This window comes from Streptomyces avidinii, from assembly GCF_014650695.1.
Taxonomy (GTDB): Bacteria; Actinomycetota; Actinomycetes; order Streptomycetales; family Streptomycetaceae; genus Streptomyces; species Streptomyces avidinii.
In genome coordinates this window covers 205,745-231,875 of sequence record NZ_BMVL01000006.1, presented here as the reverse complement: position 1 = coordinate 231,875, position 26,131 = coordinate 205,745, and the positions used below count along the sequence as shown (strand labels likewise).

29 protein-coding genes and 4 pseudogenes are annotated in these 26,131 nt (G+C 71.5%); 14 read left to right on the top strand and 19 right to left on the bottom strand.

Annotation, left to right across the window (positions count from 1 at the left end):
• Nucleotides 1-27: 27 nt before the first annotated feature.
• Together IE257_RS17440 and IE257_RS17435 are read right to left on the bottom strand one after the other, a co-directional pair.
• Nucleotides 28-969: a DMT family transporter gene (locus tag IE257_RS17440; RefSeq protein WP_189969613.1), complete on the bottom strand. Its 942-nt coding sequence runs from the start codon at nucleotides 967-969 to the stop codon at nucleotides 28-30.
• 139 nt (nucleotides 970-1,108) lie between these two features.
• Nucleotides 1,109-1,849, bottom strand: a complete 741-nt coding sequence (locus IE257_RS17435) for an ArsR/SmtB family transcription factor (protein WP_229920445.1) — start codon at nucleotides 1,847-1,849, stop codon at nucleotides 1,109-1,111.
• 169 nt (nucleotides 1,850-2,018) lie between these two features.
• On the opposite strand from IE257_RS17435, the gene IE257_RS17430 reads away from it, so the two are divergent.
• Entirely contained in the window at nucleotides 2,019-2,876 is an 858-nt protein-coding gene (locus tag IE257_RS17430) for a class I SAM-dependent methyltransferase (RefSeq protein ID WP_229920444.1), read from the top strand.
• A 156-nt stretch (nucleotides 2,877-3,032) separates the two neighbouring features.
• Nucleotides 3,033-3,341 carry a hypothetical protein gene (locus IE257_RS17425; RefSeq protein ID WP_189969609.1) on the top strand — a complete coding sequence of 103 codons (309 nt, stop codon included), beginning with the start codon at nucleotides 3,033-3,035 and terminating at the stop codon, nucleotides 3,339-3,341.
• A 22-nt stretch (nucleotides 3,342-3,363) separates the two neighbouring features.
• Here the strand turns inward: IE257_RS17425 and IE257_RS17420 are convergent, their stop codons facing one another.
• The 5 genes and pseudogenes from IE257_RS17420 to rox form a co-directional block, all read right to left on the bottom strand.
• Complete coding sequence (locus IE257_RS17420) at nucleotides 3,364-4,254, bottom strand: oxygenase MpaB family protein (protein ID WP_189969607.1); 891 nt, start codon at nucleotides 4,252-4,254, stop codon at nucleotides 3,364-3,366.
• A gap of 46 nt (nucleotides 4,255-4,300) precedes the next feature.
• Complete coding sequence (locus IE257_RS17415) at nucleotides 4,301-4,564, bottom strand: hypothetical protein (protein ID WP_229920443.1); 264 nt, start codon at nucleotides 4,562-4,564, stop codon at nucleotides 4,301-4,303.
• Nucleotides 4,565-4,696: 132 nt separating this feature from the next.
• Nucleotides 4,697-5,056 carry a PRC-barrel domain containing protein gene (locus tag IE257_RS17410; protein WP_189969605.1) on the bottom strand — a complete coding sequence of 120 codons (360 nt, stop codon included), beginning with the start codon at nucleotides 5,054-5,056 and terminating at the stop codon, nucleotides 4,697-4,699.
• A gap of 121 nt (nucleotides 5,057-5,177) precedes the next feature.
• The gene (locus IE257_RS17405; protein WP_189969604.1) at nucleotides 5,178-5,573 is read right to left on the bottom strand and encodes a hypothetical protein; all 396 of its coding nucleotides are present in this window, start codon (nucleotides 5,571-5,573) and stop codon (nucleotides 5,178-5,180) included.
• Between the two features lie 198 nt (nucleotides 5,574-5,771).
• Nucleotides 5,772-7,226: pseudogene (rox, locus tag IE257_RS17400) on the bottom strand (rifampin monooxygenase).
• Nucleotides 7,227-7,416: 190 nt separating this feature from the next.
• On the opposite strand from rox, the gene IE257_RS17395 reads away from it, so the two are divergent.
• Nucleotides 7,417-7,791, top strand: coding sequence for a hypothetical protein (locus IE257_RS17395; protein WP_189969601.1), 375 nt, complete (start codon nucleotides 7,417-7,419; stop codon nucleotides 7,789-7,791).
• A 46-nt stretch (nucleotides 7,792-7,837) separates the two neighbouring features.
• On the opposite strand, the gene IE257_RS17390 is transcribed toward IE257_RS17395, so the two are convergent.
• Nucleotides 7,838-8,023 (bottom strand): hypothetical protein, encoded by a 186-nt coding sequence (locus tag IE257_RS17390; protein WP_051779309.1) that lies wholly within the window; start codon nucleotides 8,021-8,023, stop codon nucleotides 7,838-7,840.
• A 161-nt stretch (nucleotides 8,024-8,184) separates the two neighbouring features.
• On the opposite strand from IE257_RS17390, the gene IE257_RS17385 reads away from it, so the two are divergent.
• Both IE257_RS17385 and IE257_RS17380 read left to right on the top strand, forming a co-directional pair.
• Nucleotides 8,185-9,381 carry an FUSC family protein gene (locus IE257_RS17385; RefSeq protein ID WP_189969599.1) on the top strand — a complete coding sequence of 399 codons (1,197 nt, stop codon included), beginning with the start codon at nucleotides 8,185-8,187 and terminating at the stop codon, nucleotides 9,379-9,381.
• Nucleotides 9,382-9,395: 14 nt separating this feature from the next.
• Nucleotides 9,396-9,782: a VOC family protein gene (locus tag IE257_RS17380; protein ID WP_189969597.1), complete on the top strand. Its 387-nt coding sequence runs from the start codon at nucleotides 9,396-9,398 to the stop codon at nucleotides 9,780-9,782.
• Nucleotides 9,783-9,880: 98 nt separating this feature from the next.
• On the opposite strand, the gene IE257_RS17375 is transcribed toward IE257_RS17380, so the two are convergent.
• Together IE257_RS17375 and IE257_RS17370 are read right to left on the bottom strand one after the other, a co-directional pair.
• Nucleotides 9,881-10,198, bottom strand: coding sequence for a CU044_2847 family protein (locus IE257_RS17375; protein WP_189969595.1), 318 nt, complete (start codon nucleotides 10,196-10,198; stop codon nucleotides 9,881-9,883).
• Nucleotides 10,199-10,350: 152 nt separating this feature from the next.
• Nucleotides 10,351-10,743, bottom strand: a complete 393-nt coding sequence (locus IE257_RS17370; protein ID WP_189969593.1) for a nuclear transport factor 2 family protein — start codon at nucleotides 10,741-10,743, stop codon at nucleotides 10,351-10,353.
• A 109-nt stretch (nucleotides 10,744-10,852) separates the two neighbouring features.
• Between IE257_RS17370 and IE257_RS17365 the strand changes: the two genes are divergently transcribed.
• Both IE257_RS17365 and IE257_RS17360 read left to right on the top strand, forming a co-directional pair.
• Nucleotides 10,853-11,296, top strand: a complete 444-nt coding sequence (locus tag IE257_RS17365; protein ID WP_189969591.1) for a MarR family winged helix-turn-helix transcriptional regulator — start codon at nucleotides 10,853-10,855, stop codon at nucleotides 11,294-11,296.
• A 103-nt stretch (nucleotides 11,297-11,399) separates the two neighbouring features.
• Nucleotides 11,400-11,753 carry a hypothetical protein gene (locus IE257_RS17360; RefSeq protein WP_229920442.1) on the top strand — a complete coding sequence of 118 codons (354 nt, stop codon included), beginning with the start codon at nucleotides 11,400-11,402 and terminating at the stop codon, nucleotides 11,751-11,753.
• A 28-nt stretch (nucleotides 11,754-11,781) separates the two neighbouring features.
• On the opposite strand, the gene IE257_RS17355 is transcribed toward IE257_RS17360, so the two are convergent.
• On the bottom strand, nucleotides 11,782-12,651 hold the full coding sequence (locus IE257_RS17355) for a helix-turn-helix transcriptional regulator (RefSeq protein WP_189969589.1): 870 nt from the start codon (nucleotides 12,649-12,651) through the stop codon (nucleotides 11,782-11,784).
• Between the two features lie 100 nt (nucleotides 12,652-12,751).
• Between IE257_RS17355 and IE257_RS17350 the strand changes: the two genes are divergently transcribed.
• Both IE257_RS17350 and IE257_RS17345 read left to right on the top strand, forming a co-directional pair.
• Nucleotides 12,752-14,221 (top strand): MFS transporter, encoded by a 1,470-nt coding sequence (locus IE257_RS17350; RefSeq protein WP_189969586.1) that lies wholly within the window; start codon nucleotides 12,752-12,754, stop codon nucleotides 14,219-14,221.
• 83 nt (nucleotides 14,222-14,304) lie between these two features.
• Nucleotides 14,305-14,487 carry a hypothetical protein gene (locus IE257_RS17345; RefSeq protein WP_189969585.1) on the top strand — a complete coding sequence of 61 codons (183 nt, stop codon included), beginning with the start codon at nucleotides 14,305-14,307 and terminating at the stop codon, nucleotides 14,485-14,487.
• Nucleotides 14,488-14,610: 123 nt separating this feature from the next.
• On the opposite strand, the gene gap is transcribed toward IE257_RS17345, so the two are convergent.
• The 4 genes and pseudogenes from gap to IE257_RS17325 all read right to left on the bottom strand — a co-directional run.
• Nucleotides 14,611-15,609 carry a type I glyceraldehyde-3-phosphate dehydrogenase gene (gene gap / locus IE257_RS17340; RefSeq protein WP_189969583.1) on the bottom strand — a complete coding sequence of 333 codons (999 nt, stop codon included), beginning with the start codon at nucleotides 15,607-15,609 and terminating at the stop codon, nucleotides 14,611-14,613.
• 126 nt (nucleotides 15,610-15,735) lie between these two features.
• Nucleotides 15,736-16,692, bottom strand: a complete 957-nt coding sequence (locus IE257_RS17335; protein WP_189969580.1) for a GlxA family transcriptional regulator — start codon at nucleotides 16,690-16,692, stop codon at nucleotides 15,736-15,738.
• Nucleotides 16,693-17,130: 438 nt separating this feature from the next.
• A pseudogene (locus IE257_RS17330) lies at nucleotides 17,131-17,424 on the bottom strand (cysteine hydrolase family protein); the annotation flags it as partial.
• Between the two features lie 73 nt (nucleotides 17,425-17,497).
• A pseudogene (locus tag IE257_RS17325) lies at nucleotides 17,498-18,313 on the bottom strand (amidohydrolase family protein); the annotation flags it as partial.
• 85 nt (nucleotides 18,314-18,398) lie between these two features.
• Here IE257_RS17325 and IE257_RS38365 point away from each other — a divergent pair.
• Both IE257_RS38365 and IE257_RS17320 read left to right on the top strand, forming a co-directional pair.
• A pseudogene (locus IE257_RS38365) lies at nucleotides 18,399-18,623 on the top strand (AraC-like ligand-binding domain-containing protein); the annotation flags it as partial.
• A gap of 65 nt (nucleotides 18,624-18,688) precedes the next feature.
• On the top strand, nucleotides 18,689-19,270 hold the full coding sequence (locus IE257_RS17320; RefSeq protein WP_229920441.1) for a helix-turn-helix domain-containing protein: 582 nt from the start codon (nucleotides 18,689-18,691) through the stop codon (nucleotides 19,268-19,270).
• On the opposite strand, the gene IE257_RS17315 is transcribed toward IE257_RS17320, so the two are convergent.
• A complete protein-coding gene (locus tag IE257_RS17315; RefSeq protein WP_229920440.1) occupies nucleotides 19,195-20,250 on the bottom strand; it encodes an AraC-like ligand-binding domain-containing protein in 1,056 nt (351 codons plus the stop codon). The genes IE257_RS17320 and IE257_RS17315 overlap by 76 nt on opposite strands.
• Before the next feature lie 115 nt (nucleotides 20,251-20,365).
• On the opposite strand from IE257_RS17315, the gene IE257_RS17310 reads away from it, so the two are divergent.
• Complete coding sequence (locus tag IE257_RS17310) at nucleotides 20,366-20,590, top strand: hypothetical protein (RefSeq protein ID WP_189969576.1); 225 nt, start codon at nucleotides 20,366-20,368, stop codon at nucleotides 20,588-20,590.
• A gap of 255 nt (nucleotides 20,591-20,845) precedes the next feature.
• Here the strand turns inward: IE257_RS17310 and IE257_RS17305 are convergent, their stop codons facing one another.
• On the bottom strand, nucleotides 20,846-21,361 hold the full coding sequence (locus IE257_RS17305) for a PaaI family thioesterase (RefSeq protein ID WP_189969574.1): 516 nt from the start codon (nucleotides 21,359-21,361) through the stop codon (nucleotides 20,846-20,848).
• A 70-nt stretch (nucleotides 21,362-21,431) separates the two neighbouring features.
• Between IE257_RS17305 and IE257_RS17300 the strand changes: the two genes are divergently transcribed.
• A complete protein-coding gene (locus tag IE257_RS17300) occupies nucleotides 21,432-22,385 on the top strand; it encodes a GlxA family transcriptional regulator (RefSeq protein ID WP_189969573.1) in 954 nt (317 codons plus the stop codon).
• A 55-nt stretch (nucleotides 22,386-22,440) separates the two neighbouring features.
• Here the strand turns inward: IE257_RS17300 and IE257_RS17295 are convergent, their stop codons facing one another.
• Both IE257_RS17295 and IE257_RS17290 read right to left on the bottom strand, forming a co-directional pair.
• The gene (locus IE257_RS17295) at nucleotides 22,441-23,613 is read right to left on the bottom strand and encodes a hypothetical protein (RefSeq protein ID WP_189969571.1); all 1,173 of its coding nucleotides are present in this window, start codon (nucleotides 23,611-23,613) and stop codon (nucleotides 22,441-22,443) included.
• A 386-nt stretch (nucleotides 23,614-23,999) separates the two neighbouring features.
• Nucleotides 24,000-25,130: an NADH:flavin oxidoreductase gene (locus IE257_RS17290; protein WP_189969569.1), complete on the bottom strand. Its 1,131-nt coding sequence runs from the start codon at nucleotides 25,128-25,130 to the stop codon at nucleotides 24,000-24,002.
• Between the two features lie 221 nt (nucleotides 25,131-25,351).
• Between IE257_RS17290 and IE257_RS17285 the strand changes: the two genes are divergently transcribed.
• Nucleotides 25,352-25,855: a MarR family winged helix-turn-helix transcriptional regulator gene (locus IE257_RS17285; RefSeq protein ID WP_229920498.1), complete on the top strand. Its 504-nt coding sequence runs from the start codon at nucleotides 25,352-25,354 to the stop codon at nucleotides 25,853-25,855.
• Nucleotides 25,856-26,131: the final 276 nt, after the last annotated feature.

Sequence of the window (26,131 nt, the reverse complement as noted above, 5' to 3'; positions counted from 1 at the left end):
TTCGGGGGAGTGGCGGGAGGGGAGCGATCAGGTACGGCCCGCGCCGAGGGGGCTGTCCTCGGCGGGAGTGCGCGGGGAGCGCGGCGCGTACCGGGAGACCGCCACCCCGGCCAGGCAGAGCACCCCGCCGAGGAGGGTCAGCCAGGCGGGTACCTCGCCGAGGAGGGCCCAGCTGAGCAGCACGACGATGGCGGGGACGGCGTACGTGGTCGCGCCGAGCTTGCCGGCGGGCATGCGCGCCAGGGCGTAGGTCCACGTGGTGAAGGCGAGGGCGGTCGGCACCACGCCCAGGTAGATCATGTTCAGCGTCGCGGACACCGGTGCGTCGGGCAGTTCCGCGAGCAGCTGACCCGTGAAGGGCAGGCAGGCCACGGTTCCCGTGAGGCAGGCGTAGGCGGTGACCTGCAGGGGCGTGCCGTAGGAGAGCGCCGGCTTCTGGGCGATGACACCCGTCGCGTAGGCCACCGCCGCGAGCAGGCAGAGCACGACCCCGAGCAGAGAGGTGGAGCCGCCGTCCCCGGACGACATGGACAGGCCCACGACCACCGCTCCGGCGAAGGAGACGGCCATGCCCACGAGAAGCCGTGGGGGCAGCGCCTCGCCGAGGAGACGGGCCGCGAGGAGCGCCATCAGGATGGGCCCGGTGTTCACGAGCAGCGACGCCGTGCCCGCGTCCACCAGCCGTTCACCCCAGTTCAGCGCGATCGTGTAGCCGCAGAACCACACCACGCCGGACACCAGGATCCCTCGCCGGGCCTCGCGGGGCGGCAGCCCCTGGCGGCGGACCAGCACCAGGACGACGAGGACCAGCGAGGCGGCCAGCAACCGGCCGAGGGCCAGGGCGCCGGGGGAGTACGCGGCTCCCGCACTGCGGATGGAGACGAAGGCGGAGGCCCAGGCGAACACCGTGAAGGTGACGGCGCCGACCGTGAGGACGCCGGGCGGGATCGGACTCGAGCGGAACGTCATGCCACCCACCCTAAGGCCGCAACATTTCGGTGTCGACCGAATTATCAGCCGGATGGCAGCCGGGCCGCTCCCTCAGGGCTCGACGGCCGGGCTCCACGGCCCGGCTCCACGGCTGCGCTGCGCGTCTCGGCGCCGCGGCTCAGCTCCACGCGTCCGCAGTGAGTCCCAGCAGCTCGCCGAAGGCCCGCTCCCCGGCATCGGTCACCTCCAGCGCCCGGCCGCCGCCCGTCGGGCGCACGACCCACTGCTCCTCCAACGCCCGGGCGCACAGGCGCGCCCCGGCGAGCCCGCCCAGGTGGCGGCGCCGCTCGGTCCAGTCCAGGCAGGAACTGGCCAGCCGCCTGCGCCCCTCGCCGCCGAGGCCGATGCCGGCCTCGGCGCACCAGTCCCGGCCGGCCTCCGTCAGTTCGAACACGTCCTCCGTGCGCAGCAGTCCGCGGCGCTCCATCGCGTCGGTCACCGCCATGCCCAGCCGCCCGGCGAAGTGGTCGTAGCAGGTACGGGCGCGGGCCAGCGGATCCGGTGCGGCGACCACGGGGACGGCGTGTGCGGCGTCCCGGTCCGGAATCGCGTGCGAGGCAAGATCATCGAGCAGCCGCGCGGTCGCGCCGTCGGCGATGCGCACGTAACTGTGGCGGCCCTGCCGCTCGGTCACGCAGATGCCCGCGTCGAGCAGTCGGGTCAGATGGCCGCTGATGGTGGAGGGTGCCACCGAGGTGATCCGGGCCAGTTCGCCCGCGGTCCAGGCGCGCCCCTCCAGCAGCGTCATGCAGATCGCAGCCCGCGTCTCGTCGGCCAGGGCGGCGGCGAAGGCGGCTAGGAGGGCTGCGGGGGCCGGTCCGCACGAGGGTGACTCGGGCCCGGGACGCATCTCGTTCATAGATCCAGGATGCCCCATGATTTCGGCAAACAGCGAATAGTCCCTCAGGGGGATGGCTCGTATCCATGTTCGCGACCGGGTGGAGGCGGGCCCTCTGTCGCGACCGGGGGTCCACCGGCCACACTGGGTGCTTCGGGGCAGAACGCCCCCGTCACGGGGAGGCGGTGGGGTGGTGTCGTCGGGTGACCCTGCGGAGCGGCCGTCGCGGCCGTCGCGGCCGGCTCCGGTCGTACGGCCCGAGGTGTGGGAGACGTACGGGCCGGCCGATCTCAGCGCCGTTCCGGTGTTCGCCGGAGGGTTCATCAACTTCGGCTACTGGAAGGCGGTCGATCTCGAAGGGCCCCTGTCGCAGGGCGACCGGATCCGTAGCGAACAGGACCTCTACCGGCACGTCCTCGATGCGGCGGCCCCCGGGGGCGGCCGGGCCGTCGAGGTCGGGTGCGGTCTCGGCCTCGGGTGCGCCCTCGCGCTGGAGGAGTACGGTCCCGCGGCCGTCACCGGCGTCGACATCCACCCCCAGCAGCTCCAGCGGGCCCGCGAGGCGAACTCACCGCTCCTCGCGGCGGAGCCGCACCGGCTGCGCTTCGTGCTCGGAGCAGCGGAGGATCTGCCTCTCGGCGACGCGGAGTTCGACTGCCTCTACAGCGTCGAGGCGGCCCAGCACTTCCCTGACCTGTCCGCCTTCGCCCGGGAGGCGGCGCGGGTCCTGCGACCCGGCGGCCGGGTCGCGGTCACCAGCTTCTTCAGCGTCGGCGGTGTACCGGAGCCCGGGCAGCGGCTCGCCGGGCTGCTCGACTCGTTCGCGAGCGGCCTGGACATCGCCCGGCCGGTGTCCAGGCTCGCCGACGCCCTGGCCGAAGCCGGTTTCGCCGACGTCCGGGTCGCCTCGATCGGCCCGCAGGTGTGGCCCGGCTGGGACCGCTGGCTCGCCCGCCTGTGGGAGCCGGGCACCTGGCCCCGGAACTTCCTGGCCGCGTGGGAGCAGCGGATCCTGGACTACTACCTCGTGACCGCCACCCGGCCGTAGCCCGGCCGCCGAAGCCGAAGCCGAAGCCGAAGCCGCAGCCGCAGCCGAAGCCCGGCCCGGCAGTCCACCCCGCGATAGGTGGGGAACAACTCTGAGGAGTTCGGCGGAGGTCCCCGGGCCTCCGGTGCTGTCGGTGGCCCCGTTTATCCTTCCGGCATGTCAGTGAACATCGATCTTGCATTCACCGTCACCGGGGTCACCGGAGAATCGCAGGCCTGGGAAATCGTGCGCGCCCTGCAGCAGTTGATGGACGAGGAGGACATAGCCAACCAGGTCACCATCGGGGTGGCCGTGGACGACGACGGAGCCTACTTCGTCTCCGGGGACTCCGACTTCCCGCTCGGCATCTCCCGCTTCTACCTGTGGCAACCGCACTTCGAGGGGGTCTTCGCGGCGACGGTCGCCGAAGTGGCGGAGGGCGCCCGGCCGGAGATCCGCTGGGGATACCCCGACGAGGAGTACTGACCGGCTGAGGCCGGCACCGGCCTCAGCCCGACGGAGGCGGAAGCGGGGGAGACGGCGGCAGTGCCCAGCGGATCGCCCGCGTCACGGCGTGGCCACCGGCGCGCGCGGCAACAGGAGGAATCCGGGCGGCGACCGAGGCGTCGGCGGCCACGGCCGCCCTCGCCCAGGGCGGCAGCAGATCCACCGCTGCCGCCGCGAGCAGTGCGTACGGCCACCGGGCGGCCCCCGGCAGCGGGGGATCGGTCAGCAGGAACCGGGCGGTGTCACGGGAGGCCGCCGTCGGCCGCAGGCCGGGCCGGTACCGCGCCATCAGCAGGGACAGTTCTTGCACGCTCTCCGGTGGCTGCTCCGCGCCCAGCGCGCGGGCGACGCGCGCCGTGTCGGCGAGGTAGGCGTCGCAGCCCGCGGAGTCCAACGGGCGCCTGCCGTAGCGCTGGTGGGCCCGCAGGAAGCAGTCCGCCTCGGCGATGTGCACCCAGGTCAGCAGCTCCGGATCGTCGGCCCGGTACGGCACGCCGTCGGCCGTCCGGCCCCGGATGCGGCCGTGCACCTCGCGCACGCGGGCCACGGCTGCCTCGGCATCGGCGCTGGTGCCGAAGGTGGTGACGGCCAGGAAGGTGCTGGTCCGGTGCAGTCGGCCCCACGGGTCGCCCCGGTAGCCCGAGTGGGCGGCCACTGCGGCCATCGCGAGGGGGTGCAGGGACTGGAGCAGCAGGGCGGCGAGTCCCCCGATGAACATCGAGGCGTCCCCGTGCACCCGCCGGATCGGCCGCTGCGGGGCGAACCAGCGAGGTCCCGGGGTCGTGTGGATCCGCGCCCTGTTCTCGGGCCCGTCGGGCCCGGCCACGCGCAGGAAGACCACTTCTCCGGCGTGGCGTCTGATCCGCCGGACGGTCGTCGTCGCCCTTGCCATGCGCCCAGTATGGGCCGCTCCGGGCGCACGGCGCAGGGGGTGGTGTTCAGATGATGTGGATGCGTTCCAGGGCGCCGGACGCGTCGCGGACCATCAGGTCGTTGCCCTTGGCGCGTTCGCGCTCGATGAACCCGAGCAGGAGCACCGCCCGGTTGATCACGTCGGACTTGCTGACGCCGGTCGCGGCGGTCAGCTCGGAGACGATGGTGACGGCCGGAGGGCACAGGGTGACGGAGTACCGCTCGCTGTCGGGGTGAGGGGGAAGCTGTTCCATGGCGAAGCCCTTCCTGTCGATGAAGAGGTGCACCATAGTTGCATCAATACTGCGCGATTTCGCACCGATTATTGACTGCCGGGCTCGGCGGACCGGCCACCCCCGGGGCGCCGGGCCGATGCCGTGGCCCGGCGCCCCGGGTGGCAAGGCGTGCGCTGCGGCCGAGTCTCACAGCCAGCGGGGCGGGAAGAACCCGTAGTAGCCGCCGAGTGCCTCGCGGTAGTCGGCGTCCTGCAGGTGCACGTCCCGAACGAACTCGGGGGCGTTCTTGATCTGTTCCTTGGTCAGTCCGACCTGGATGCTCTCCTGCTCCACATCGATACCGGTGACGGTGCCCGCCGGGAGGAGGACCTCCTTGCCGAAGATCCATGGGCCGGTGTCCACGACCAGGTAGGCGGATCCGACCTCGTCGGAGTGCTTGTCGACCTTTCCGATGGTGCCGTCGGTCGCCTCCACCTTGTAGCCGGACAGGTCCACATCCGCGAGGCGGCCAATGGTGAGGCGGTAGGCCCAGACGTTCTCTGACATGGGGGAACAGCTCCCTTCATCGATCCGTGTCCGTCACGGCGCGCCTGCCCCGGGGTGTCCCGGCTACACCTCCGCCCGCGATTCCCTTCGGGGCGGCCCGGGCTGACGGCGCGTAAGGCGGTCAGACGAGCTCGATCTCGAAGACGCCGACCGCGACGAAGGCGGCCGCGGCGAGCACCAGGAGCGCGAGGCGGCAGGCCGAGAGCCGCAGGGCGCGCCGGCGGGAGCGATCGGTCCTGGCCCGTGCGAGCAGGGTCGCCGTCACGGCCAGGGACGAGATCAGTGCGAGGGCGGTCGCCAGGACGGCGAGCGCCTTCTTCGACGTGGGCACGGTGGTGGGTCCGTAGTCCTCCGTGATCCCGGGCAGCAGGAGGCCGACGGCGCACAGGCCGAGGGAGGTCAGGAGGGTGGCCAGCAGGTCGAAGGCAAGGGTGGCGGACCAGCCGAGGGGCAACCGCCGCACCGGCCGCGGCCGGCGGCCCTGCCGACGGGTGCCCGGGCTCTTTCGAACGTTCACTGCTTCACTGCTTCCCCAAGGAGAAAATCCCCACGCGATGGCTGGAAGTCGCCGGTGTGGATCAGAACCTAGCGGCAGTCATGGGCGTCAAAACGGTACAGAACAGCCCATGCGGCATGTGTGCCTGACCAAGAGTTACCGAACGGTGAGGAAGCGGAAGCGGTCTATGCAGATTCTGCGCGGGGTTCTCGGGCCCGCTCAAGCTGTGGGCGAGCCGAACCACTCGGCCAGCCGGTCGAGCAGATCCTGCTGGTCATCACCGACCCACACCACGTGCCCGTCGGGCCGCAGCAGTACCGCGGGCACGTTCAGTTCCTCCGGTTCTGCCGGCCTCTCGCTGACGTCGACGACGTCGACGACGTGGTCGACGCGGTCCGCCCAGCCCGCCACCGAGAGCCGGCCGGTCCCGTCCAGCAGCAGCCCGCGGCCGCCGTGCATCAGCTCGTAGAGGCGACCCTTCTCGAGCGCGATGTCCCGCATCCGCCGGCCGAGCAGTGGGTGGCCCTCGCCGAAGTCGTAGCGCACCCCGATGGCGGTGATCTTCTCGATCAGGTACCGGTTCACGTTCTCGAACTCCATCAGCTCGGACAGCAGCCGGCGCACCGCCCGGGCGCCGGGCTCCGTGGACATCAGCTCCATCTGCGCGCGGGTGTTGTCCAGCACGTCGGCCGCCACCGCGTGCCGTTCGGCCTCGTAGCTGTCCAGCAGTCCCTCCGGAGCCCAGCCCCGTACCTCGGCCGCCAGCTTCCAGCCGAGGTTGAAGGCGTCCTGGATGCCGAGGTTGAGGCCCTGCCCGCCGGTCGGCGGATGGATGTGCGCCGCGTCGCCCGCCAGTAGCACCCGGCCGACCCGGTAGCGCTCGGCCTGCCGGGTGGCGTCACCGAACCGCGACAGCCAGCGCGGTGAGTGCACGCCGAAGTCGGTGCCGGCGACGGCCCGCAGTCGCTCCTTGAACTCCTCGAAGGTCGGCGGGACCGCGCGGTCCTCCGCCACCCCCTCGGCGGGCACGACGACGCGGTACACCCCGTCCCCGAAGGGCGCCGCGCCGAACCGCTTCTGCGTCGTGCGCACCTCGGCCATCACGGCGGCCAGCGTCTGCGGCTCCGCCGCCAGCTCCATCTCGCCCAGCAGGGTCTCGACCCGGGACGGCTCGCCGGGGAAGCCGACGCCGAGCAGCCTGCGCACGGTACTGCGGCCGCCGTCGCAGCCGACGAGATGGCGCGAGCGCAGCTGCGTACCGTCGGCCAGCACGGCGGTCACCCCCTCCTCGTCCTGGCTCAGCCCGACGAGTCGGCAGCCGCGCCGGATCTCGGCGCCGAGCTCGGTGGCGTGCTCGGCCAGCAGGCGATCGGTGACGGGCTGCGGGATGCCGAGGACGTACGAGTGGGCGGTGTCGAGCCCGTCGGGCCACGAGGTGCCGAGGCCGGCGAAGAAGCCGCCCACCTAGAACTGCTTGCCGTGCGCGAGGAATCGTTCCAGCAGGCCGCGCTGGGCCATCACCTCGATGCTGCGCACGTGCAGGCCGAGCGCGCGGACGTACCGGGCCGGCTCCGCCTCCTTCTCCAGTACGACGGTCCGCACACCGTGCAACCTCAACTCGGCGGCCAGCATCAGCCCGGTCGGTCCGCCGCCGACAATCATCACGTCGATCAACAAGGTCCCCCATACTCCGCGAAACCCTGATTTCGTCAGGTTCCGGCTTCGAACGGAGATTGTGCAGGACTGCAGGGGCCTTGCCGCAAGGCCCCCGGTGCGCTATATGTTGAGAGTGGCAAGGAGTGGTTACCTCCTTGCCCTTTCGTTTTTGTCGCCCGGGTCCGGGGCGCGGGGCTACGCTCCGCAGATGGAACGCGCAGAGGTACTCAAGCGGGTCGTCGGCATCCTCACCGACGCCCAGGACATCCGCCGGGCCGCCGAAGCCGGGGAGGACGCGGACGAAGCCGAGCTCCCCGAGCCGACGGCGGGCGTGGCCACTCTGCTCCTGAACGAGATGCTGCCGTCGATCCGCGTCCCGGCCGACGCGTCTCCGCAGCAAGTGGCGGCGCTGGTCGCGGAAGCGCTCGGTCCGGCCCTGCACACCATGGTCTCCGGCTTCAGCCTGGCGTTCACCAGCCTCGCGATGGTGCACGACAGCGGGCGGACGGACATCTCCTCGATCGGCGTCCTCCAGCAGCTCGCCCTGGAAATCGAGGCAGGGACCTACGACGAGGGCCAATAGAGCCCCGCCGACGGTCCCTGCCCGTTCGACCTACGACCGGACGCCGTTACTCCGCGTCGTCGTCGCCCGTTCGGGTCATCTTCCGCTCCTGCAGCCGCCTCAGTTCCTCCGGAGTCTTGCCGCTGACGCGCTTGCTGGCCTCCGGGTGGACCGGGTCCGGACCGGGGTGCTCCTGCACCTGCTCCTCACGACCCTTACCCGGCTTCTGACGCTTGCTCTCCATACCGCTCATGGCTGCCGCTCCCTCGCAGATCTGATGGACACCGGATCCGGACACCGTCCGCCTACCCGCGAACGGCCCGGTCACCCTCCTCTCACGACCCATCCTGAAGCCCTCGGACCCCGTCGGCCACGCCATGCGTCATCCGGCCCAGCAGCGGGAAGGCGCCCCGCATGACGGAAACGATCAGTAGTCTCGCCACCCGTTTCGTACGCCGTCGCCGCGAGCCGGTCGCCGTCCAGGCCCTGCGTTCCACCGCGGCGGCCGTGATCAGCTACGTCGTCGCGCTCCGCCTGAGCAGCGAGCCGAATCCACTGACCGCCCCGCTGACGGCCCTGCTCGTCGTCCAGGTCACCCTGTACTCCACGCTGACCACCAGCATCCGCCGGGTGAACTCGGTGGTCGTCGGCGTGCTGATCGCGATCGGCTTCAGCGCCCTGGTGGGTCTGACCTGGTGGAGCCTCGGCCTGTTGATCCTCGCCTCCCTGGTCGTGGGCCACCTGGTGCGCGTGGACGAGTTCGTCCCCGAGGTCGCGATCAGCGCCATGCTCGTCCTCGGCGTCACCCAGGTCACGGACACCGCCTGGGACCGGGTCCTGGAGACGATCATCGGCGCGGTGGTCGGACTGCTGGTCAACCTGCTCCTGGCACCCCCGCTGTGGGTCGGCCCCGCGGGCGCCGCCATCACCGACCTCGCCCAGCGCATGAGCCGGCTGCTCGACCACCTCGGCGAGGACCCCGCCGGCCCGGCGCGGGTCGAGCAGGCCGCGGCCCGGCTGCACGAGGCACGCCGCCTCGACAACGACATCGCGCAGGTCGACGCCGCCCTCCGGCAGGCCGAGGACAGCCTCCGGCTCAACCCGCGCGTCAAGGAGGGGCTGCTCTTCCGGCTGGTCCTGCGCACCGGCCTGGACACGCTGGAGATCTGCGCGGTGGTGCTCCGCGTCGCCTCCCGGACCCTGACCGACCTGGCCAAGGCCCGCCCCGACGGCCCGCTGTTCGACCCGGCGACGGCGGCCGCGCTGCGGCAGGTGCGGCGCCACACGGCCATCGCGGTGGAGAGCTTCGCCCAGTTGATCACCGCGCAGGTCAGCGCCAACGCGGAGGAGGCGGAGGCCCGCCTGACGGGGGAACTCGCCATTGCCCGGACGTACCGCGACCGGCTCGCGGAACTGCTGCTCGCCTCCGCCCGCGAGGATCCGGAGCACTGGCAGCTGCGCGGCGCGCTGCTCACCGAGATCGACCGGGTGCTCGACGAGCTGGGCGTGGACAAACGCTCCCAGCGCCTGCTGGAGGAACTCGACCGGCACGCCCGCACCCGGCGCGGGAGCTGGAAGCCGCTGAAGCGGTCCCGGCAGGACTCCGTGTGAGGGAAGGTGGAGCCATGGTGCACGTACTGGGCAGCAGGATGCTGCTGCGACCGACGGATCCCGAACGCTCGCGCGCCTTCTACGGCGACACCCTGGGGCTGGCGGTCTACCGCGAGTTCGGCATGGGCCCCGAGCGCGGCACGGTCTACTTCCTCGGCGGCGGCTTCCTCGAGGTGTCGGGGCGTGCCGACGAGCCGCCCGCACCGGGGCTGCGGCTGTGGCTCCAGGTCGCGGACGTCCACGCGGCGTACGAGGACCTGCGCAGCCGGGACGCGGAGGTCCTGCGCCCTCCCCGCCGCGAACCGTGGGGCCTGATCGAAATGTGGATCGCCGACCCCGACGGCGTCCACATCGCCGTGGTGGAGGTCCCCCCGGACCACCCCCTGCGCTTCCGCCCCTGACCGCCCGCCAGGACGTGATCGGAGCCTGGAGGGTCGCCTTCTCTTCGGGGGTGCTCGCCAGGACGTCCGTCCAGTACGGGTGCGCTTCATTCCTGGTGCTAGCCATCGTCGTTCGTCCAGGACACGGACACCTGCAGATGACAGTTCGCCTTGCTCTTGGTGATCACCGCGCCGGCCTCGACGGCGAGTTCCACGCCGAACTCCACGGTGATCTGGTCGGGTCGGGCCTTGCGCAGCTGCTCGAGGGCTGCCTGCGCGACCTGGGTGACCGACTCCAGGGCTTCCTGCAAGGTCTGCGGTACCTCACGGATGACGTCCCCGATGCGACCGGCTTTCACCGGTCCCTCGAGGCCGTCTGTCGACTCCACCAGTACGGAGCCCCCGCCCTCCAGTGGAATCCGGGCCAGAGATGTCAACGTGGCTCCTCGGTCACTCGCGGGCACATCAGGGATCCCGTCCAGCATCCGGTGGTCCGGGTCCGGGCCGCAGCTCGGAGTGAGCCGTACGAGGAGGCATGTCCACATCCGAAACGCCACACGAGGTGGTCCCGTGAACGGCCGGACACGCCCTAGCGGGCGCTGCCGAGGTCGCGGTCGGCGGCGGAGCCCCGGAGCATCAAGGTGGTCTCCTCGATACGGCTGAAGCGGCCGTCGGCGGCGAACTCGCCGAACAGGTAGACCTCCATGCTCACCGTCGAAGCGTCCGTCTTCGTGATGTGGACGGTGTGCCGGTCGGCGTACTTGCTGCCGTCGTAGAGCTCTTCGTGCACCTGGACGCTGCCGTGGTCGACGACGCCGCGCAGGTGGGTGATGTGCTCGATGAAGCCCGCCCGGTCGGCCCATTCCCCGTCCGTGCGCTGGCGGTACTCCGGCGCGAAGTGCCGGTCGGCGGCCTCCTCGACGGTGAGGTCGCGGCTCAGGAGCAGGTCGGTGAGGGCGGCGGAGATACCGGTGCGGGTCATGGGGCTGCCTTTCGATGCGGGAGGGGATGCGTTTCGCAATGCGTGCGCTGCGCACGCTCTTTCGTCACCGTAACACCGATGCGTGCGCTGCGCACGCTATTCTCTTCTCGTGGACAACGAGATCGGGCATGAGATCGCAGACGCGCTGGGCATCCTGCTCAAGCGCACCACCCGCACGCACCTGCACCAGCAGCTCACGGAGGGCATGGGGGAGGCGGTGGACGAACTGACGTACCCCGTGCTCAGCGCCCTGGCCCGGACCGGCCCGCGCAGTGCGGCCGACCTGGCTCAGATCGCCGGGGTCGACCGCTCGGGCGTCACCCGTCGGGCCTCCCGGCTGGAGGCCGCCGGCCTCATCCGCCGCGAACCGGACCCCACCGACCGGCGCGCCCACCTCCTCGTACTGACCGACGGGGGACAGCTCGTCGTGACGGAGCTGCGTGCGCGCCTGGCCGCCCGCATCACCGCGAGCCTGGCCTCGTGGCCCCCCGGCGAGGCCGAGGCGTTCGCCCGCCACCTGCGCCGCTTCATGACGGAAGGCCCCTTCGCCTAGGCCGTCTCTTCCGGATCTTGCCGGGCCCCGGTACTGCTGCTCACGGAGATCTGAGTACCTGCGCCCAGGCGCAGCCGCTCCCCGCCCGACTAGCCTGCGGGCCATGAGCTTTGTGAAGCAGGAGACGGAAGAGAGCCAGCAGCGAGCACCGGAGACGGGCCCGCGGCCGAGCGGCTGGGTGCCTCTCGTTACGGGCGCCGCAACCGTCGCGATGATCGGCTGCCCCTTCCTGCCCGAGGGACTCCCGGCGTGGCTCCGCTTCGGGCCCGTCTACTTCGTTCTCCCCGTGGCGATCCTCGCGGTCGTCCTCGGTCTGCTCGACCTGCGGCACCTGCGGGGCCCGCAGGACGACGGGGGAACGGCCCGCCGCCGGGCGCGGACCGGGGTCGTGCTCGGCGCGGTGGCCACGATGCTGCCGCTGGTGGCCGTGTGGTTCGCCTCGGCACTCCTGGGGTGATGACGACCGCGGCCGATTCGTCAGAGCGTCAGACCGACACGGGAACCCTGGCGCCGGCCAGTTCCGCCAGCGCCTCCAGCCGTTCCCGCGTCTCCTCGTCCAGCGGCACGTACGTCACGAGCCTCGGCCCGGTCCTCGGGCCGAGCCACAGGTTGGTGTGCTCCACGTGCAGCATGCCCACGTGCGCGTTGCGGATGTACTTCGCCTTCGAGACCTGCCCCCCGACCACCTCGTGCCGCGCCCACACCTCCCGGAACTCCGCCGACGCCCCCTCCAGCCGGGCCAGCAGCGTCGTCCACGCCGGCTCCGCCAGGTGCTCGGCCATCGCCGCCCGGAACCTCGCCGCCATGATCCGGTGCGTACTCGGCAGATCGACCACCGCCTCCCGCCATTCGGGATCCGTGAAGGCGAGCCACATGCAGTTGCGGTCCTCCGGCGGCCTGCTGTCCAGATCGCAGAGCAGCCGACCGTACGTGGCGTTGTACGCCACGGCGTCGTAGCGGCTGTTCTGGACGCACGCCGGGATGGGGCCCAACTGGTCGAGCAACGCCCGCACCGCCGGCGTCACACTGGGGCAGGCCGCGGGCGGCGCCGGGTCCAGGCTCCCGGCCAGCGCGAACAGGTGCTCGCGCTCGCTCACGTCGAGCAGCAGCGCCCGCGCGACCGAGTCCAGCACCTGCGCCGACACCTGGATGTCGCGCGCCTGCTCCAGCCACGTGTACCAGGTCACGCCCACCGACGACAGGTGCGCGACCTCCTCGCGGCGCAGCCCCGGCGTACGCCGGCGCGGTCCGCGTACGAGTCCGACCTGCTCGGGGGTGATCCGCTCACGGCGGGTGCGCAGGAACTCGGCCAGTTCGTGCCGGCGGACGTCGCTTCCAGGAGCCACAGTGGTCATGCCTCCAGCCTGCCGCACCGCTCATCCTGTTGCCAGGTAGTCCTGGTACCCGGATAAGCGCACTCTGGTACCCGCCAGGCAGGTGCACGACTGTCGGAGGGTGACCCAAACTCCTGTAGGCGACACGCCTGTACGCAGCACTCCTGCGCGCTCCACCCCTGCACGCAGCACCCCCGCACACACCGCCGCGGCGCCCCACCTGGGCGGCCTGGGCCTGTTCACCGTGCTCCTGGGCGCGGCCCTGCCCCTGATCGACTTCTTCATCGTCAACGTCGCGCTGCCCTCCATCGAGCACGACCTCTCGGCCGGCCCGGCCCTCCTGGAACTGGTCATCGGCGGCTACGGCGTCGCGTACGCCGTCCTGCTGGTCCTCGGCGGGCGTGTCGGCGACAGCCTCGGCCGGCGCCGGCTCTTCCTCGTCGGCATGGCCGCCTTCGGCGTCACCTCGCTCGCCTGCGGCCTCGCCCCGAACGCCTGGACCCTGGTCGCCGCCCGCGTGGCGCAGGGCGCGGCCTCCGCGCTCATGCTGCCGCAGGTGCTCGCCACCATCCAGGCCACCACCGAGGGCCCGCGCCGGGCCCGGGCCATGAGCCTGTACGGAGCCACCGGCGGCCTGTCCATGGTCGCCGGGCAGATCCTGGGCGGCGTCCTGGTCGCCGCGGACCTCGGTGGCACCGGGTGGCGCGCGGTGTTCCTGGTCAACGTACCGGTGGTGATCCTGGGACTGGTCCTGGCCGTGCGCTCGGTCCCGGACACCCGCGCGGGCCGGCCCGCCGCCGTGGACGTGCCGGGCACCCTGCTGCTCGCGCTGTCCCTGGTTTCGCTGCTGCTGCCGCTGACCGAGGGGCGGGCCGCGGGCTGGCCGCTGTGGACCTGGATCTCGCTCGGGGTGTTCCCGGTCGCGGCCGCCGCGTTCTACTTCACCGAGCGCCGGGCCGACCGCCTCGGCCGTATCCCGCTGGTGCCGCCGAGCCTGCTGAGGCTGGAGTCGCTGCGGCGCGGCCTGATGCTGCTGCTGCCGTTCTCGATCGGGTTCGGCGGCTTCATGTTCGTCCTCGCCGTGACCCTCCAACAGGGCCTGGGCATGGGCCCGGTGCAGGCCGGACTGGCGCTGGCGCCGATGGCGGTGGCCTTCTTCGGGGCCGCGCTCGCCGGGCCGCGCCTGATCACCCGCTTCGGCAGCCGGATCGTCACCGCCGGCGGTGTCATCCAGGCGGCCGGGATCGCTCTCCTGCTGGTCACCCTCCGCCAGGGCTGGCCGGACCTCGGCCCGGCCGCGCTCACTCCGGGCGTTGCCCTGGCAGGACTGGGCCAGGGCTTCCAAATGCCCGTGCTGATGCGCCTGATGCTCTCGGACGTGCCCGCCGACCGGGCGGGGGCGGGCGGCGGTGTCATGATCACCGCCCAGCAGTCCGCCGTGGCGATCGGCGTCGCCACGCTGGGAAGTCTCTTCCTCGCACTGGTCCCGACGGCGGGTGTGCGCGAGGCCGTGTCCACCACCCTGCTCGTACAGCTCGGCCTCATCGCGCTGACCGTTCTGCTCAGCCTCCGCCTGCCCCGCATGCGCTGAGCGCGCAGCATGAGTACGGAAGCCCGGGCGGGCCGAGTACGTACGCCGAGGCGCCGCGCGCGGCCGGTCGGTTCACTGTGACCATGACCGAGACCAACCGCGCGCAGGCGCCGGGCCGGCCCGCACGGCGCACGAAGCCGTGCCAGTGGTGCGGGCGTCCCGTACCGCAGCCCTTCCCGGTGGTGCGCAAGCTGCACTGCAACACCCGCCACTGGATCAGCGACGTGCGCGCCAACTTCTGGCACAGGATCTGGGACAACCTCTGAACCGCCCGGCCCGGGGCCGCCCGCACATCGACTCGCGGATCGACTCGCGGATCGACTCGCGGATCGACTCGCGGGTCGACTCGCGGATCGGCCCGAGGTTCAACCGGAGGTTCAACCGGCGGTTCAGCCGGCGGCGAGGAGGGTGAGCGTGTCGATCACGCGGTTCGAGAAGCCCCACTCGTTGTCGTACCAGGCGACCACCTTGACGTGGCGGCCGTCGACGCGGGTGAGCTCCGAGTCGAAGATCGACGATGCGGGGTTGCCCGTGATGTCGGAGGACACCAGCGGGTCCTCGGAGTACTCCAGTACGCCGGCCAGCGGCCCCTGAGCCGCGGCGCGGTACGCCTCGAGGATCTCCTCGCGCGTCACCTCGCGGGCGACGGTGGTGTTGAGCTCGACGATCGAACCCACCGGGACCGGCACCCGGATCGAGTCCCCCGACAGCTTGCCGTCGAGCTGCGGCAGCACCAGGCCGATCGCCTTCGCGGCTCCGGTCGAGGTCGGCACGATGTTGACGCCGGCGGCGCGGGCGCGACGCGGGTCGCGGTGCGGGCCGTCCTGCAGGTTCTGCTCCTGCGTGTAGGCGTGCACTGTGGTCATGAAGCCGTGCTCGATGCCGGCGAGGTCGTCCAGTACGGCGGCCAGCGGGGCCAGCGCGTTGGTCGTGCAGGACGCGTTCGAGACGATCGTGTGCAGCGCCGGGTCGTAGGCGTCGGTGTTCACACCGAACGCGAGCGTCACGTCGGCGCCGTCGGACGGCGCGCTGACCAGTACCTTCCGCGCACCCGCCTTGATGTGGCCACGGGCGGCCTCGGCCGAGGTGAAGCGACCGGTCGCCTCCAGGACGAGGTCGACACCGAGCTCGGCCCAGGGCAGCTGCTCCGGCTCCCGCTCGGCGAGCACCGTGATGCGGTGGCCGTCGACGACGAGCACGTTGCCCTCGACGGTCACCGGGCGGCCGAGCCGGCCGGAGGTGGTGTCGAAGGCCAGCAGCCGCGCGAGGGTGGCGGGCTCCGTCAGGTCGTTGACGGCGACGACCTCGAGGTCCGTCTCGCGCTCCAGGAGCGCGCGCAGCACGTTGCGTCCGATGCGGCCGAATCCGTTGATGGCAATGCGAGTCATGAGCGATGTCCCTTTCGTTCGCCACCAGGTTCGCCCCCGCTCCGTGTCCCCGACAGCGGCGAGATCGCCATGGTTCGTAAGGATCTCGCCACGTCCGAGAGGCGAGCCCCCTCGGGCCGGTGCGGGCTATACGCCCTGGGTGAAGGTGCGCCGGTACTCCGTCGGAGTGGTGCCCAGGATGCGGTGGAAGTGCAGGCGCAGATTCGCGCCGGTGCCGAGGCCGACATCGTCGGCGATCTGCTCGACACTGCGCTCCGAGCGCTCCAGCAGCTCACGCGCCACGTCGATGCGGGCCCGCATGACCCACTGCATCGGCGTGTACCCGGTGTCCTCGGCGAAGCGCCGCGAGAACGTACGGGGCGATACGCCCGCGTGCTGGGCGAGCGCCTCCAGGGTGAGCGGCTCGCCCAGCCGGTGCAGCGCCCACTCACGGGTTGCGGCGAACCGCTCGCCGAGCGGCTCGGGGACGCTGCGCGGCACGTACTGCGCCTGGCCGCCGCTGCGGTACGGGGCCGCGACCAGGCGCCGGGCCGCGTGGTTCGAGGCGGCCACCCCGAGGTCGCGGCGCAGGATGTGCAGGCACAGGTCGATGCCCGAGGCGGCGCCGGCCGACGTCAGTACGCTGCCCTCGTCGACGAACAGGACGTTCTCGTCGAGGCGGATGTGCGGATGCTTCGCCGCCAGCGCCCGCGCGTAGTGCCAGTGGGTCGTGGCCCGCTTGCCGTCGAGCAGGCCCGTGGCGGCGAGCGCGAAGGCACCCGTCGAGATGGCGGCGAGCCGCGCGCCCCGCTCGTGGGCGGCGATCAGCGCGTCGATCACCGCCCGCGGCGGGTCCTCGCGGTCGGGGAAGCGGTAGCCGGGTACGAAGACGATGTCGGCCCAGGCCAGCGTGTCGAGCCCGTGCGTGACGTGGTACGAGAGCCCGTCGCCGCCGGTCACGAGACCGGGCGCCGCCCCGCACACCCGCACCTCGTACGGCATGCTGGCGCGCGTCGTGAACACCTGCGCGGGGATACCGACGTCGAGCGGCTTGGCGCCCTCGAGGACGAGGACGGCGACACGGTGGAGGCGGGAGCGCGGCACGGGCTTCAGGGTACGGCGGGTTCGCCGAACGCACGGCCGTGCCGGCCCCTGTGCGGGAGCGCGGCGGTGGATGTGCGGTACTGCGGTGACCCGCCGGGACGCGGTGCGGGACGCGATCCGGCGGGTCGGACCCGGACCGTGGCGGCGGCAGCAGGGCCTCGGGTCCCCGGCGCGTGCCGCTCCGCTATGTCGGGTCGGTGAACCGGCGGACGAAGGCGAGGGCGGCGTCGGCGACCTCGCGCCAGCCGTGGTCGATGGTCAGGGAGTGGCCGCGGCCGGGAACCTCGGTGATCTCCGTGACCGCGTGCGCGTTGTGGGCCTGCTTCTTGTAGGAGGCATGGGCGATGGCCCAGGGGACGGTGTGGTCCTTCTCGCCGGAGATGATCAGCAGCGGTCCGCGGTCCGCGGTCCGCGGTCCGCGGTCGGCGGAGGCGGTGTCGAGGTCCGGTCGATGACGTCGTGCTTGGGGAAGACCTCGCGCAGCTGCGGCAGGATCGGTCCGGAGAAGGACTCGGCGGCCACGGTGGACAGTACGACGGGTACGTCGAAGACCCGGGCGGCCTTGGCCAGGCCCACCGTCGCGTTGATGACGGCGACGCGGTCGGTGCTGGCGGCGCCGAAGAACATCTGCGGCTGGTGGTCGACGAACAGCATCATCGCGTTGTCGGGGGTGAGCAGATCGCGGCTGGGCGCGGCGGTGACGGCGTCGAGGTCGAAGTTGAAGTCGGACATGAGGGGTTCCTCTCGGAGGCGAACGGTGTGGGAAGCGGAAGGGACCGGGTATGTGGGCGGGTGTGCGGGCGGGTCAGAGGACGAAGCACGGATCGAGGAAGGCGGGCGGCTCCTCCGGGGCGAAGCCGCGCGCGGCCCTCCAACGGCGGTGCTGCTCGGAGGCGGCGACCGCCTCCGCCAGCAGATCGGCCTGGCGGGCGCCGGCCACCGAGGGCGGCGGCGAAGCCTGGTAGCCGCCGAGGTGTGCAACCGGGCCCCACTCGGGGCTGACCGGCGGAAGGGTCTCGTCCAGGCCCTCGTACTCACCGGCGGCATACACGATCCGGCCGCCGGCCACGGTCAGCAGGGACTCGATGTGCGGGATGTCATCGGCCGGAACGGCGAAGTAGTCGTGGGACAGGACGGCGAAATCCGCGAACCGGTCTTCGCCGAGGACGCCCTTGTGTTCTTCCTCGCCAGTGAGCCGCGCCCCGCCGAGGGTGTACAGCTCCAGGGCCTGTTCGCGCGAGACCCGTTGCCCGGCCGGGCGCAGGGTCGCACCGCCGACGGTCCGACCGGTGACCAGCCAGTGCAGGGCCACCCACGGGTTGTACGAGGAGACGCGCGTGGCGTCGGTGCCCGCTGCGACGGGCAGACCGTGTCGCAGCATGTCGGTGACGGGCGGGGCGAGAGCGGCGGCCTCGGCCCCGTAGCGCTGTGCGAAGGCCGTGCCCTGGAACGGCATCCGGTTCTGCACGCTGATCCCGCCGCCCAGCGCCGCGATCCGCTCCAGGTTCCCGGCGGATACGGTCTCGGCGTGGTCGAACAACCAGTTGTTGCCGGCCGGGAAGAGTCCATCGGCAGCCAGTCTCTCGCAGCCACAGTCCCGAAAAACAGGCCATGAGCGTCGCCGCCAGCACATCGCGGGCACCGAACGCCAAGTAGCTCAACAGCAGTTGCAGGACGACATCGTTCACGAAGAGCCCGAAGCGGGGATGCGCGCCCGGATCGAAGGATGGCGGGTGGGCGGGCTGGACCTCTTCGACGTGCGGTGCTCGGGCTTCGAGGTCCGGCGGACGGCGCGGCACGTGCGCGGGCACCGGGAGCGTCCGGTGGTCTCGGTCTCCCTCCAGACCAGGGGCGTCCACCGAGCCGAGCAGGCGGGCGGGCGGTTCGTCCTGGGGCCGGAGGACATCTGTGTGTTCCACGAGCTCGCGCCGCGCGCCTACGGCTGGTCCGGTTACGGTGCCTCGCAGGCCATCACCATGGACATGGAGTATCTGGGGTGCCGGTCGACACAGTGCTGCGGGCTTCCGTTCAGCTGCGGGCCAGCCCCTTGCACGACCTGCTCCTGGGGCACCTGCGAGCGCTCTGGCGGGATCCGGGCCGACTGGAGGAGGACCCCGGAGCCGCTGCCCTTGCGAACGCCACCACCGAGCTCGTGCGGGCCCTCCTGACGTCGGCGGCGCACGACGAGCGGGACCGGCGTACCAGAGCGGCCATGGACAGTTCCCTGGTGGCCCGGATCATGGCCTACGCGCGTCGCCACCTCGCCGATCCCGATCTCGGCCCCGAACGCATCGCGGTGGAACACGCCATATCCAAGCGGCAGTTGTACGTGGTGCTCGGTCGCGCGGGAATCCGTCTCGAACAGTGGCTCATCGGGGAGCGATTGGAGGCCGCGTGCCGATTGCTGGCTTCGCCCCGCCACGCGGCACTGCCCGTTTCCGCCGTGGCAAGCCGTTGCGGCTTCATCAGCCCCAGTCACTTCACCAGGCGCTTCCGGGCGGCCTACGGGGTCACCCCGAGCGAGTGGCGGCGCCACCGGGTGCGCCCCACCGTCCCGGCCGTCGGCGGGGACGCCTGAGCGTACGGGGCAGGCTCACCGCGCCGCGGCGTGCAGGTCCCGCCAGTCGCTCGTGGTGAGGCCGTAGGCGTGTCTGAGATGCGGCTGAAGTGGGCGGCGTTCGGGAAGCCCCAGCGCCGGGCGACGGCGGAGATCGGTCGGTGGCGTGCGGCGGGTGCCGCGAGTTCGTCACGGCAGCGTTCCAGGCGCTGCGTCCGGATCCAGTCGCCCAGGCAGACGCCGCCCCGCGACAGGGTGTTGTACAGACAGCGACGCGAGATGTGGTGATGGGCCGCGATGCGTGCCGGGGTCAGGTCGTGGTCGCCCAAGTGGGTGCGGGCGTATTCCAGAATGCGCAGGTGAAGGGTGTCGTGCAGGGGTTCGGAGGCGCTCCGGTGGTCGCCGAGCCGGGCCGTGATGAGGGCACGCAGCAGCTCGATGCCCGGCCGGCCCGCCGCGTCCATGCCGTGCACGGAGGAGGGGGCGGGGTGGGCCTGGAGACGGGCGATGCGCCGTAGGCAGGTGGCGGTGAGGTCGGCCAGCGGGTCTCGACGACTGAGGCGGACCGCGGTGGCACGGTGCAACACGGCTGCCGGCAGAGCCAGTTCAGCACGCGGAATGCGGAAGAAGTGCTGGTGGATCCCGTCCCTGTTGAGCAGGGTGTAGGGGCGGGTGGTGTCGTAGAGCGCCAGATCGCCGGGTTCCAGGAGAGCCTCCCGGCCGTCCTGGACCACCATGCTGCTACCGGTGACCTGCAGCCCGACGAACACGCTCGGTTCCAGGTCGTCGCGGGCGAGTGAGGGGGTGCGGCGGATGGTGGTGGCATTGGCACGCACCGAGCAGACCTTCAGCGGTCCGACGGCGCTGATCGCACCCACGGTGCGGATCAGGCGGGGGTCCGGCTGATGCGTGATCTCCACCCGTACGACGCTGTCCCAAATGGCCTCGCGGATCGCCTCGGCCCGCTCGGCGGGGGCCATGGCCGCACTGTCGATCAACATCTGTCGGTTCCCCCCGCCCTGGGCGCCGCTCGGCCCATTTTGCGTCAGGAGAACGAGAAGGCGGATTTCGAGGTGTCGGGGTGCCGCAGCGCCCCGTCCGTCGCACGCTGGATGTATGGCGGACCAAACGGAGATCGTGATCCACCCCGTGTCGCCGCAGGGCGGGCGCAAGGTCACGGTGCACGCGCTCGGCGTGGACGCGGACCTCGGCCGGGCGTTCACGCCCGGAGACGTGTCGGAGTTCCTGCGCCGGGCCGGTCTGGAGGATGTGCAGCTGTCCGAGGACGGGCCGATCCGGTGGGAGGGCGGCGGGCCAGAGGTGTGGACCGGCGGCACCTGACGCTGCCGGGAGCCCTGGGCAGCCGGGGCAAGGGGGAAGCCGGCGGACGCCGCAGGGGCGGGGTCGGGGGACGCGAAGGCCGGTGAGGACCCGCTCGGGCAGTGGCCTTCCCGGACGGCTCGGGCGCGCACTCCCGAGCCCTCTCCCGGCGTCCGTCCCGCTCACACCGGATGCACCTGGACGAATCGGATGGCGCCCGACTCCCGGCCGGGCGCGCACGGCACCCGTGCCCGGGCGGGCCGGGGCAGCACCGGCTCAGGCGAAACGGACAATGGCGCAGGTCGTGGTTCCATGGGCGTAGAGCTTCCCGTCGTGCGTTCCGGTGACGCGTGCTTCGGCGGTCGCCGTCCTGCGACCCACGTGCAGGGCAATGCCCTCACAACGCAGGGCTGGAGTGTCAGCGAGAACGGGCCGAACCATGTGCACCCCGAGCTGCACCGTCGTGTACGACGTGGCAGCCGGCAGCTTGCTCATCACTGCGGAGCCGAGAGCAGAGTCGAGCAGTGTGGCCAGGAAGCCTCCGTGCACAGTGCCCATGGGGTTCAGGAGGTGATCGCCGGGATCTCCCTCGAACACCACACAGCCGTCACCGACCTCGAGGAGGCGGAAACCCATCGTGCTCATGATCGATGAGGGTGGGAACTGCCCGTTGACGGCTCCCTGCAGGATCTCCCGGCCGGTCAACCGCAGGAGGTCGGGCGTTGGCTCGGGGCGGGGTTCCCAGGTGTGTGTGCGCGAACGGGGGGCTGTGGCAGCGCTGTTCGTTGTCATGCCGCGAATCTAGGCCGAGCCGCCAGTGCCCGCCAGTGTCGGATCCGACATCATGAGTATCGTTTCCGACATGAAGACAGCTGTGCTGGCGCTGGATGGCGTCTTTGACTCGGGCCTCGCCGCCATCCTTGACGTGCTTCAAGCGGCCAATGCGCTCCGGAGCGAAGTGGAGAACCCGCCCCAGCCCTGGGACGTCCGAACGGTGGGGGTGCGCCGGCGCATACGTACGGGCCAAGGGCATCACGTGGATACGGAGTCGATCGAATCAGGGCAGGCATTCGACTTCCTCGTACTCCCGGCCCTCGCGGAGCGCGCACCGCGTGCACTCCTCGAGCTCGTCGCGTCCCCGCTGCACCGGCCCGCCCGGCGGCTGATTGCCGAGGCGCGTGAGCAGGGCACCGCGCTCGCTTCCTCTTGCACCGGTACTTTCCTACTGGCCGAATCGGGTGTGCTGAACGGCTTGCAGGCCACGACGAGCTGGTGGCTGTCACCGGTATTCCGCCAGAACTATCCGGCCGTGACTCTCGACGAGACTCGCCTGGTCACAACCTCCGACGGCATCACGACGGCGGGAGCCGCCTTCAGTCACCTCGACCTGGCCCTCGCCCTCGTGAGGATGCGCAGTCCCGTACTGGCCGACCTGGTGCGACGGTTCATGGTGATGGACGACCGGGAGTCGCAGGCTGCCTATGCGATTCCCAGCGCTCTGGCCCAATGCGATCCGCTTGTTTCGGCGTTCGAGACATGGGTGCGCGGTCGCCTGGGCCAACCACTGTCCGTCTCCGAGGCGGCGCGGGATCTGGGGGTGAGCGAGCGAACCCTGCAGCGGACGATGGCTCGAACGCTGGGCTGTACGCCTGTCCGTTTCATCCAGGATCTCCGCATCGAACGCGCCACCTTCCTGTTGCGAACGACTCGACTACCCCTCTCGGAAATAGCCGGTCGGGTGGGTTATGAAAGTTCGGGCGCCCTGCGTTCTGTGCTGCGCAGACGTGGGACCGGTTCCCGCGATCAGCGTCCATGACCGACGCAGCTCCCGGTCGGCCTGCCCGGTCGAAGCAGCCGTCCCCGTGCATCGGCTACCGGGCGTCGACGAGGGCGACGGCCTCGGCGAAGTCGGCGAACGCGGGTTCGAAGGTGCGGGCGGCGACGAGGAACATCGAGCGGTCCGTCAAGGCTCGGGCGAGGCGGGCGGGGTCGTCGGGCAGGCGGCGGGCGAGTGCTACGCCTTCGTCGAAGTGCGGCTTGAACCTTTCACCGAAACGATAGGGGTGGTCGCCCTCGCGGAGGGCCGCGCGGATGCTGATTCTGCGCTGGACGTCGACCAGTTCAGGCAGCCGGCCGGCCTCCCGCAGTCCTGCCGCCTTCGTTTCGAGCGCTGGCACGGCGCCGAGGAAGGCATCCCGCGTGTCCCTCGACCATCTGAGGTCGGTGCCGAACGGCGGCATCGGGGACTCGGCGCTCGCAGCCGGTTCGTCGGCCCGCCCCGACAGGGCGAACAGGGTGACCCACCACCCGAGGATGCAGCTCCAGTTCTTCGGCTCGCCCGTCGTCGCCAGTTCCTCCAGGGCGGCCAGCGCCTCCCGCCGGGTGGCCGCGGCGTCGGCCCGCCGCCCGGCGGCATCGCGCATCCGGGAGAGGTGCACCAGCTCCCAGGTGAGGATGGCCAGCGCCGTGCTCTGCTCGGCGGCCTCGCGCCGGGTCTGGTCGAGGAGCTCGCAGAAGACGGCCGATGCGGCGTCGTGCAGTCCGGCGCCCTCCAGGTTCGCCGCCCACTCGACCATGTTCCAGAAGGAGTGCTCCGGTATGCCGTTCCGGGCTGCCTTCTCGTTGAGCTCCGCGGCCTCCTGGAACCGCCCCTCCTCGGCCAGGACGTTCGCCAGCTGCCCGCTCTGTCCGGCCTCGGCCATTTCCTCGCAGGCCGCGTACCCCTCGGGTCGGCGCCCGAGGGCGAACAGGGTCGCCCGGTAGACATTCAGGGCCCTGCACAGCCGTTCCGCCCGCGACGGCGCCCCGGCCTCGATCCTCCGCGCGGCCTCGACCGCTTCGGAGGCCGGCGTCAGGTTCACCTCCGGGTCCCGGCTGCGGTAGCTCATCGAGACCAGCGCGTCGACCAGCTTCGGCAGATACGCCTGCGGGCTCACCTCCGCCAGAACCCGGTACGCATGCACCTCTTCGTGCAGGTCCAACCGGCCGGAACCCAGCAGCAGCACGCGTGCCCGCAGCACCGCGTCGTGATCGATCTTCCCCATGTTCCCCCTGTTCTCCGGATGATCCACAAAGGAGATTCTGGGAGTTGGGGAGCGGACCGGACAAGGCTCGCGAACTGTGCGTTCCGTCCTACGCAAAACGGCGCTGACCTGTCATGATGGACACATCCTCGTACTGGTCACGGGATATGTGGCCGCCAGGGGGACGGGACCTGCCGACCAACACCTCGGCCTCCCTGCATGAGGACGAGCAGCCGCCGGGCTCCCGCAACGAACTCTCCGTCGAAGATGCCCGAGCGATCGGCTGAAGGTGAGCGGCACGCGGGGCTGCCGGGCAGACTGCCTCCGGCCGAGCCCCGACGTCCCGTGACCTCGGCGGACCGATGTCACGGGACGTCCTCGGATCGGCCTTCCGGACCGCTTCCGGCTTACCGGCTGAGTGACTTGAGCGCCGCCGCGTCGTACGCCTTCAGCTCGTCGAAGCGGTTGCCGAGGACCTTCGCCGCCCACTGGGGGTCCTGGAGCAGTGCCCGGCCGACGGCGACCATGTCGAACTCGTCGCGTTCCATGCGGTCCAGGAGGTTGTCGATGTCGCCGAGTGCCGCACCCTCGCCCGCGAAGGCGCGGATGAAGTCGCCGTCGAGGCCGACCGAACCGACGGTGATGGTCGGCCGGCCGGTGAGCTTCTTGGTCCAGCCCGCCAGGTTCAGGTCCGAGCCCTCGAACTCCGGGAGCCAGTAGCGCCGGGTGGAGGCGTGGAAGACGTCCACGCCCGCCGTCGCCAGCGGGGCCAGGATCGCCTCCAGCTCCTCCGGGGTCTGCGCGAGCCGGGCGTCGTAGGCCTCCTGCTTCCACTGGGAGTAGCGGAAGATCACCGGGAAGTCGGCCGCGACGCGTTCGCGGACCGCCTTGACGATCTCCGCGGCGAACTTCGTACGGGCCACCGAGCTGCCGCCGTAGGCGTCGGTGCGGCGGTTGGTCCGCTCCCACAGGAACTGGTCGAGCAGGTAACCGTGGGCGCCGTGCAGTTCGACGCCGTCGAAGCCGATCCGCTCGGCCTCCGCGGCGGCGTCGGCGAAGGCACCGATGACGTCGTCGAGGTCGGCACGGGTCATCGCCCTGCCGGTTCCCTCGGTGCCGTCGACGCGGATGCCGGAGGGGCCGACGGCGGGGGCGTCGGTGTACGGCGCCTCGCCCTGCTTGCGCACCATGCCTATGTGCCAGAGCTGCGGCACGATCGTGCCGCCCGCCTCGTGCACGGCCGCGGCGACCTTGGCCCACCCCGCCAGCTGGTCCTCGCCGTGGAACCGCGGCACCCGGTCGCTCTGCCCGGCGGAGTCGTGACCGACGTAGGTGCCCTCGGTGACGATCAGGCCCACACCCGCGGCGGCCCGGCCGGCGTAGTACGCCTGCACGTCCTCGCCGGGCACGCCGCCGGGGGAGAACATCCGCGTCATCGGGGCCATCACGATGCGGTTGGGGACGGTCAGGCCGTTCAGCTTGACGGGCCGGGACAGGATCTCGGCCGCGCGGGAGGCGGTGGACGTGGTGACGGTCATGCGGGTCCTCCGGATTGAGGCTGTGGCTCGTCGGATGGCAACGAGAAGTGCATAGTACACACGCTATGTATCATGCATATTGCCGTGTCCGGCCGTCGCGCTGCGTCGCCGGCAGACCGAGCCGTGCAGGGGTCCGCCGGTCCCCGGGTTCACAGGTCCGCAATAATGGAGCGCCGGAAGGAGCGGGAGGTGCAGTGCTTGAGAAACTGGAGCGGGAGCTGATGCTGCTCTCGCGGCACCAGGTGCTTGCCCGGCGCGAGCGCGACCCCGAACGCCTGGAGCGGTCGGCGTACCTGCTGCTCAGCCGGATCGACACACAAGGCCCCATGTCCATCGGACAGTTGGCGGAGGCCTTCGGGCTCGACACCTCGACCGTGAACCGCCAGACGGCCGCGCTGCTGCGCTGCGGACTGGCCGAGCGCGTTGCGGACCCGGACGGCGGCATGGCCCGCAAGCTGTGCATCACCGCTGAGGGCGGGCGCCGGCTCGCCGAAGACCGTGAGGTCAACCGGTCCTGCCTGGCCCGGGTGGTCGCCGACTGGTCTCCTGAGCAGGTGAAGGAGCTCGAGGACGTCCTGATCCGGCTCAACCGCAGCGCCGAGGCCCTCGAAGGACGCTACTGGCCGCGCACGGAGGAAGACGACACCCGCGCCGCAGGTCACCCGTCGGTCCCGCACGAATCCCCGACTCCTGCTCCGCAGACACCCGCGACTCCCGCGCCGTAGGTACGCCCGCGGCCTGCCCCGTGGAAACGCCTGCGCATCGGGCGAGGCCCGGACCCGGCAGTGGTGGAGCGGCGGGTGTGGCTGGTGAGGGGGACCCTGTCCGCTCAGCCCGGCGAGGCGAGGCTCGGGCTGGAGCGGGCCTGTTTCGTTCAGCGCGGGCGGGAGGCTCTGGTGTGCCCCTCGGCCGCGTCGCCGGGCTGCAGGCGTGGCCCGGAGCCGCACGGGCCTGCCCGCACAGCCGGGTGTGGGGGGTGTACCTGGATACACCCCCTTCCG

Coding starts and splice junctions, on each gene's coding strand:
- IE257_RS17345 (WP_189969585.1), top strand. CDS start 14,305: ATGACCGAGACCAACCGCGCGCAGGCGCCGGGCCGGCCCGCACGGCGC.
- IE257_RS17295 (WP_189969571.1), bottom strand. CDS start 23,613: ATGGGGAAGATCGATCACGACGCGGTGCTGCGGGCACGCGTGCTGCTG.
- IE257_RS17305 (WP_189969574.1), bottom strand. CDS start 21,361: ATGACAACGAACAGCGCTGCCACAGCCCCCCGTTCGCGCACACACACC.
- IE257_RS17355 (WP_189969589.1), bottom strand. CDS start 12,651: ATGACCACTGTGGCTCCTGGAAGCGACGTCCGCCGGCACGAACTGGCC.
- IE257_RS17420 (WP_189969607.1), bottom strand. CDS start 4,254: ATGGCAAGGGCGACGACGACCGTCCGGCGGATCAGACGCCACGCCGGA.
- IE257_RS17380 (WP_189969597.1), top strand. CDS start 9,396: ATGGTGCACGTACTGGGCAGCAGGATGCTGCTGCGACCGACGGATCCC.
- IE257_RS17360 (WP_229920442.1), top strand. CDS start 11,400: ATGAGCTTTGTGAAGCAGGAGACGGAAGAGAGCCAGCAGCGAGCACCG.
- IE257_RS17370 (WP_189969593.1), bottom strand. CDS start 10,743: ATGACCCGCACCGGTATCTCCGCCGCCCTCACCGACCTGCTCCTGAGC.
- IE257_RS17300 (WP_189969573.1), top strand. CDS start 21,432: ATGAAGACAGCTGTGCTGGCGCTGGATGGCGTCTTTGACTCGGGCCTC.
- IE257_RS17385 (WP_189969599.1), top strand. CDS start 8,185: ATGACGGAAACGATCAGTAGTCTCGCCACCCGTTTCGTACGCCGTCGC.
- IE257_RS17435 (WP_229920445.1), bottom strand. CDS start 1,849: ATGAACGAGATGCGTCCCGGGCCCGAGTCACCCTCGTGCGGACCGGCC.
- IE257_RS17425 (WP_189969609.1), top strand. CDS start 3,033: ATGTCAGTGAACATCGATCTTGCATTCACCGTCACCGGGGTCACCGGA.
- IE257_RS17285 (WP_229920498.1), top strand. CDS start 25,352: ATGCTGCTCTCGCGGCACCAGGTGCTTGCCCGGCGCGAGCGCGACCCC.
- IE257_RS17390 (WP_051779309.1), bottom strand. CDS start 8,023: ATGAGCGGTATGGAGAGCAAGCGTCAGAAGCCGGGTAAGGGTCGTGAG.
- IE257_RS17440 (WP_189969613.1), bottom strand. CDS start 969: ATGACGTTCCGCTCGAGTCCGATCCCGCCCGGCGTCCTCACGGTCGGC.
- gap (WP_189969583.1), bottom strand. CDS start 15,609: ATGACTCGCATTGCCATCAACGGATTCGGCCGCATCGGACGCAACGTG.
- IE257_RS17415 (WP_229920443.1), bottom strand. CDS start 4,564: ATGGTGCACCTCTTCATCGACAGGAAGGGCTTCGCCATGGAACAGCTT.
- IE257_RS17410 (WP_189969605.1), bottom strand. CDS start 5,056: ATGTCAGAGAACGTCTGGGCCTACCGCCTCACCATTGGCCGCCTCGCG.
- IE257_RS17310 (WP_189969576.1), top strand. CDS start 20,366: ATGGCGGACCAAACGGAGATCGTGATCCACCCCGTGTCGCCGCAGGGC.
- IE257_RS17395 (WP_189969601.1), top strand. CDS start 7,417: ATGGAACGCGCAGAGGTACTCAAGCGGGTCGTCGGCATCCTCACCGAC.
- IE257_RS17315 (WP_229920440.1), bottom strand. CDS start 20,250: ATGTTGATCGACAGTGCGGCCATGGCCCCCGCCGAGCGGGCCGAGGCG.
- IE257_RS17290 (WP_189969569.1), bottom strand. CDS start 25,130: ATGACCGTCACCACGTCCACCGCCTCCCGCGCGGCCGAGATCCTGTCC.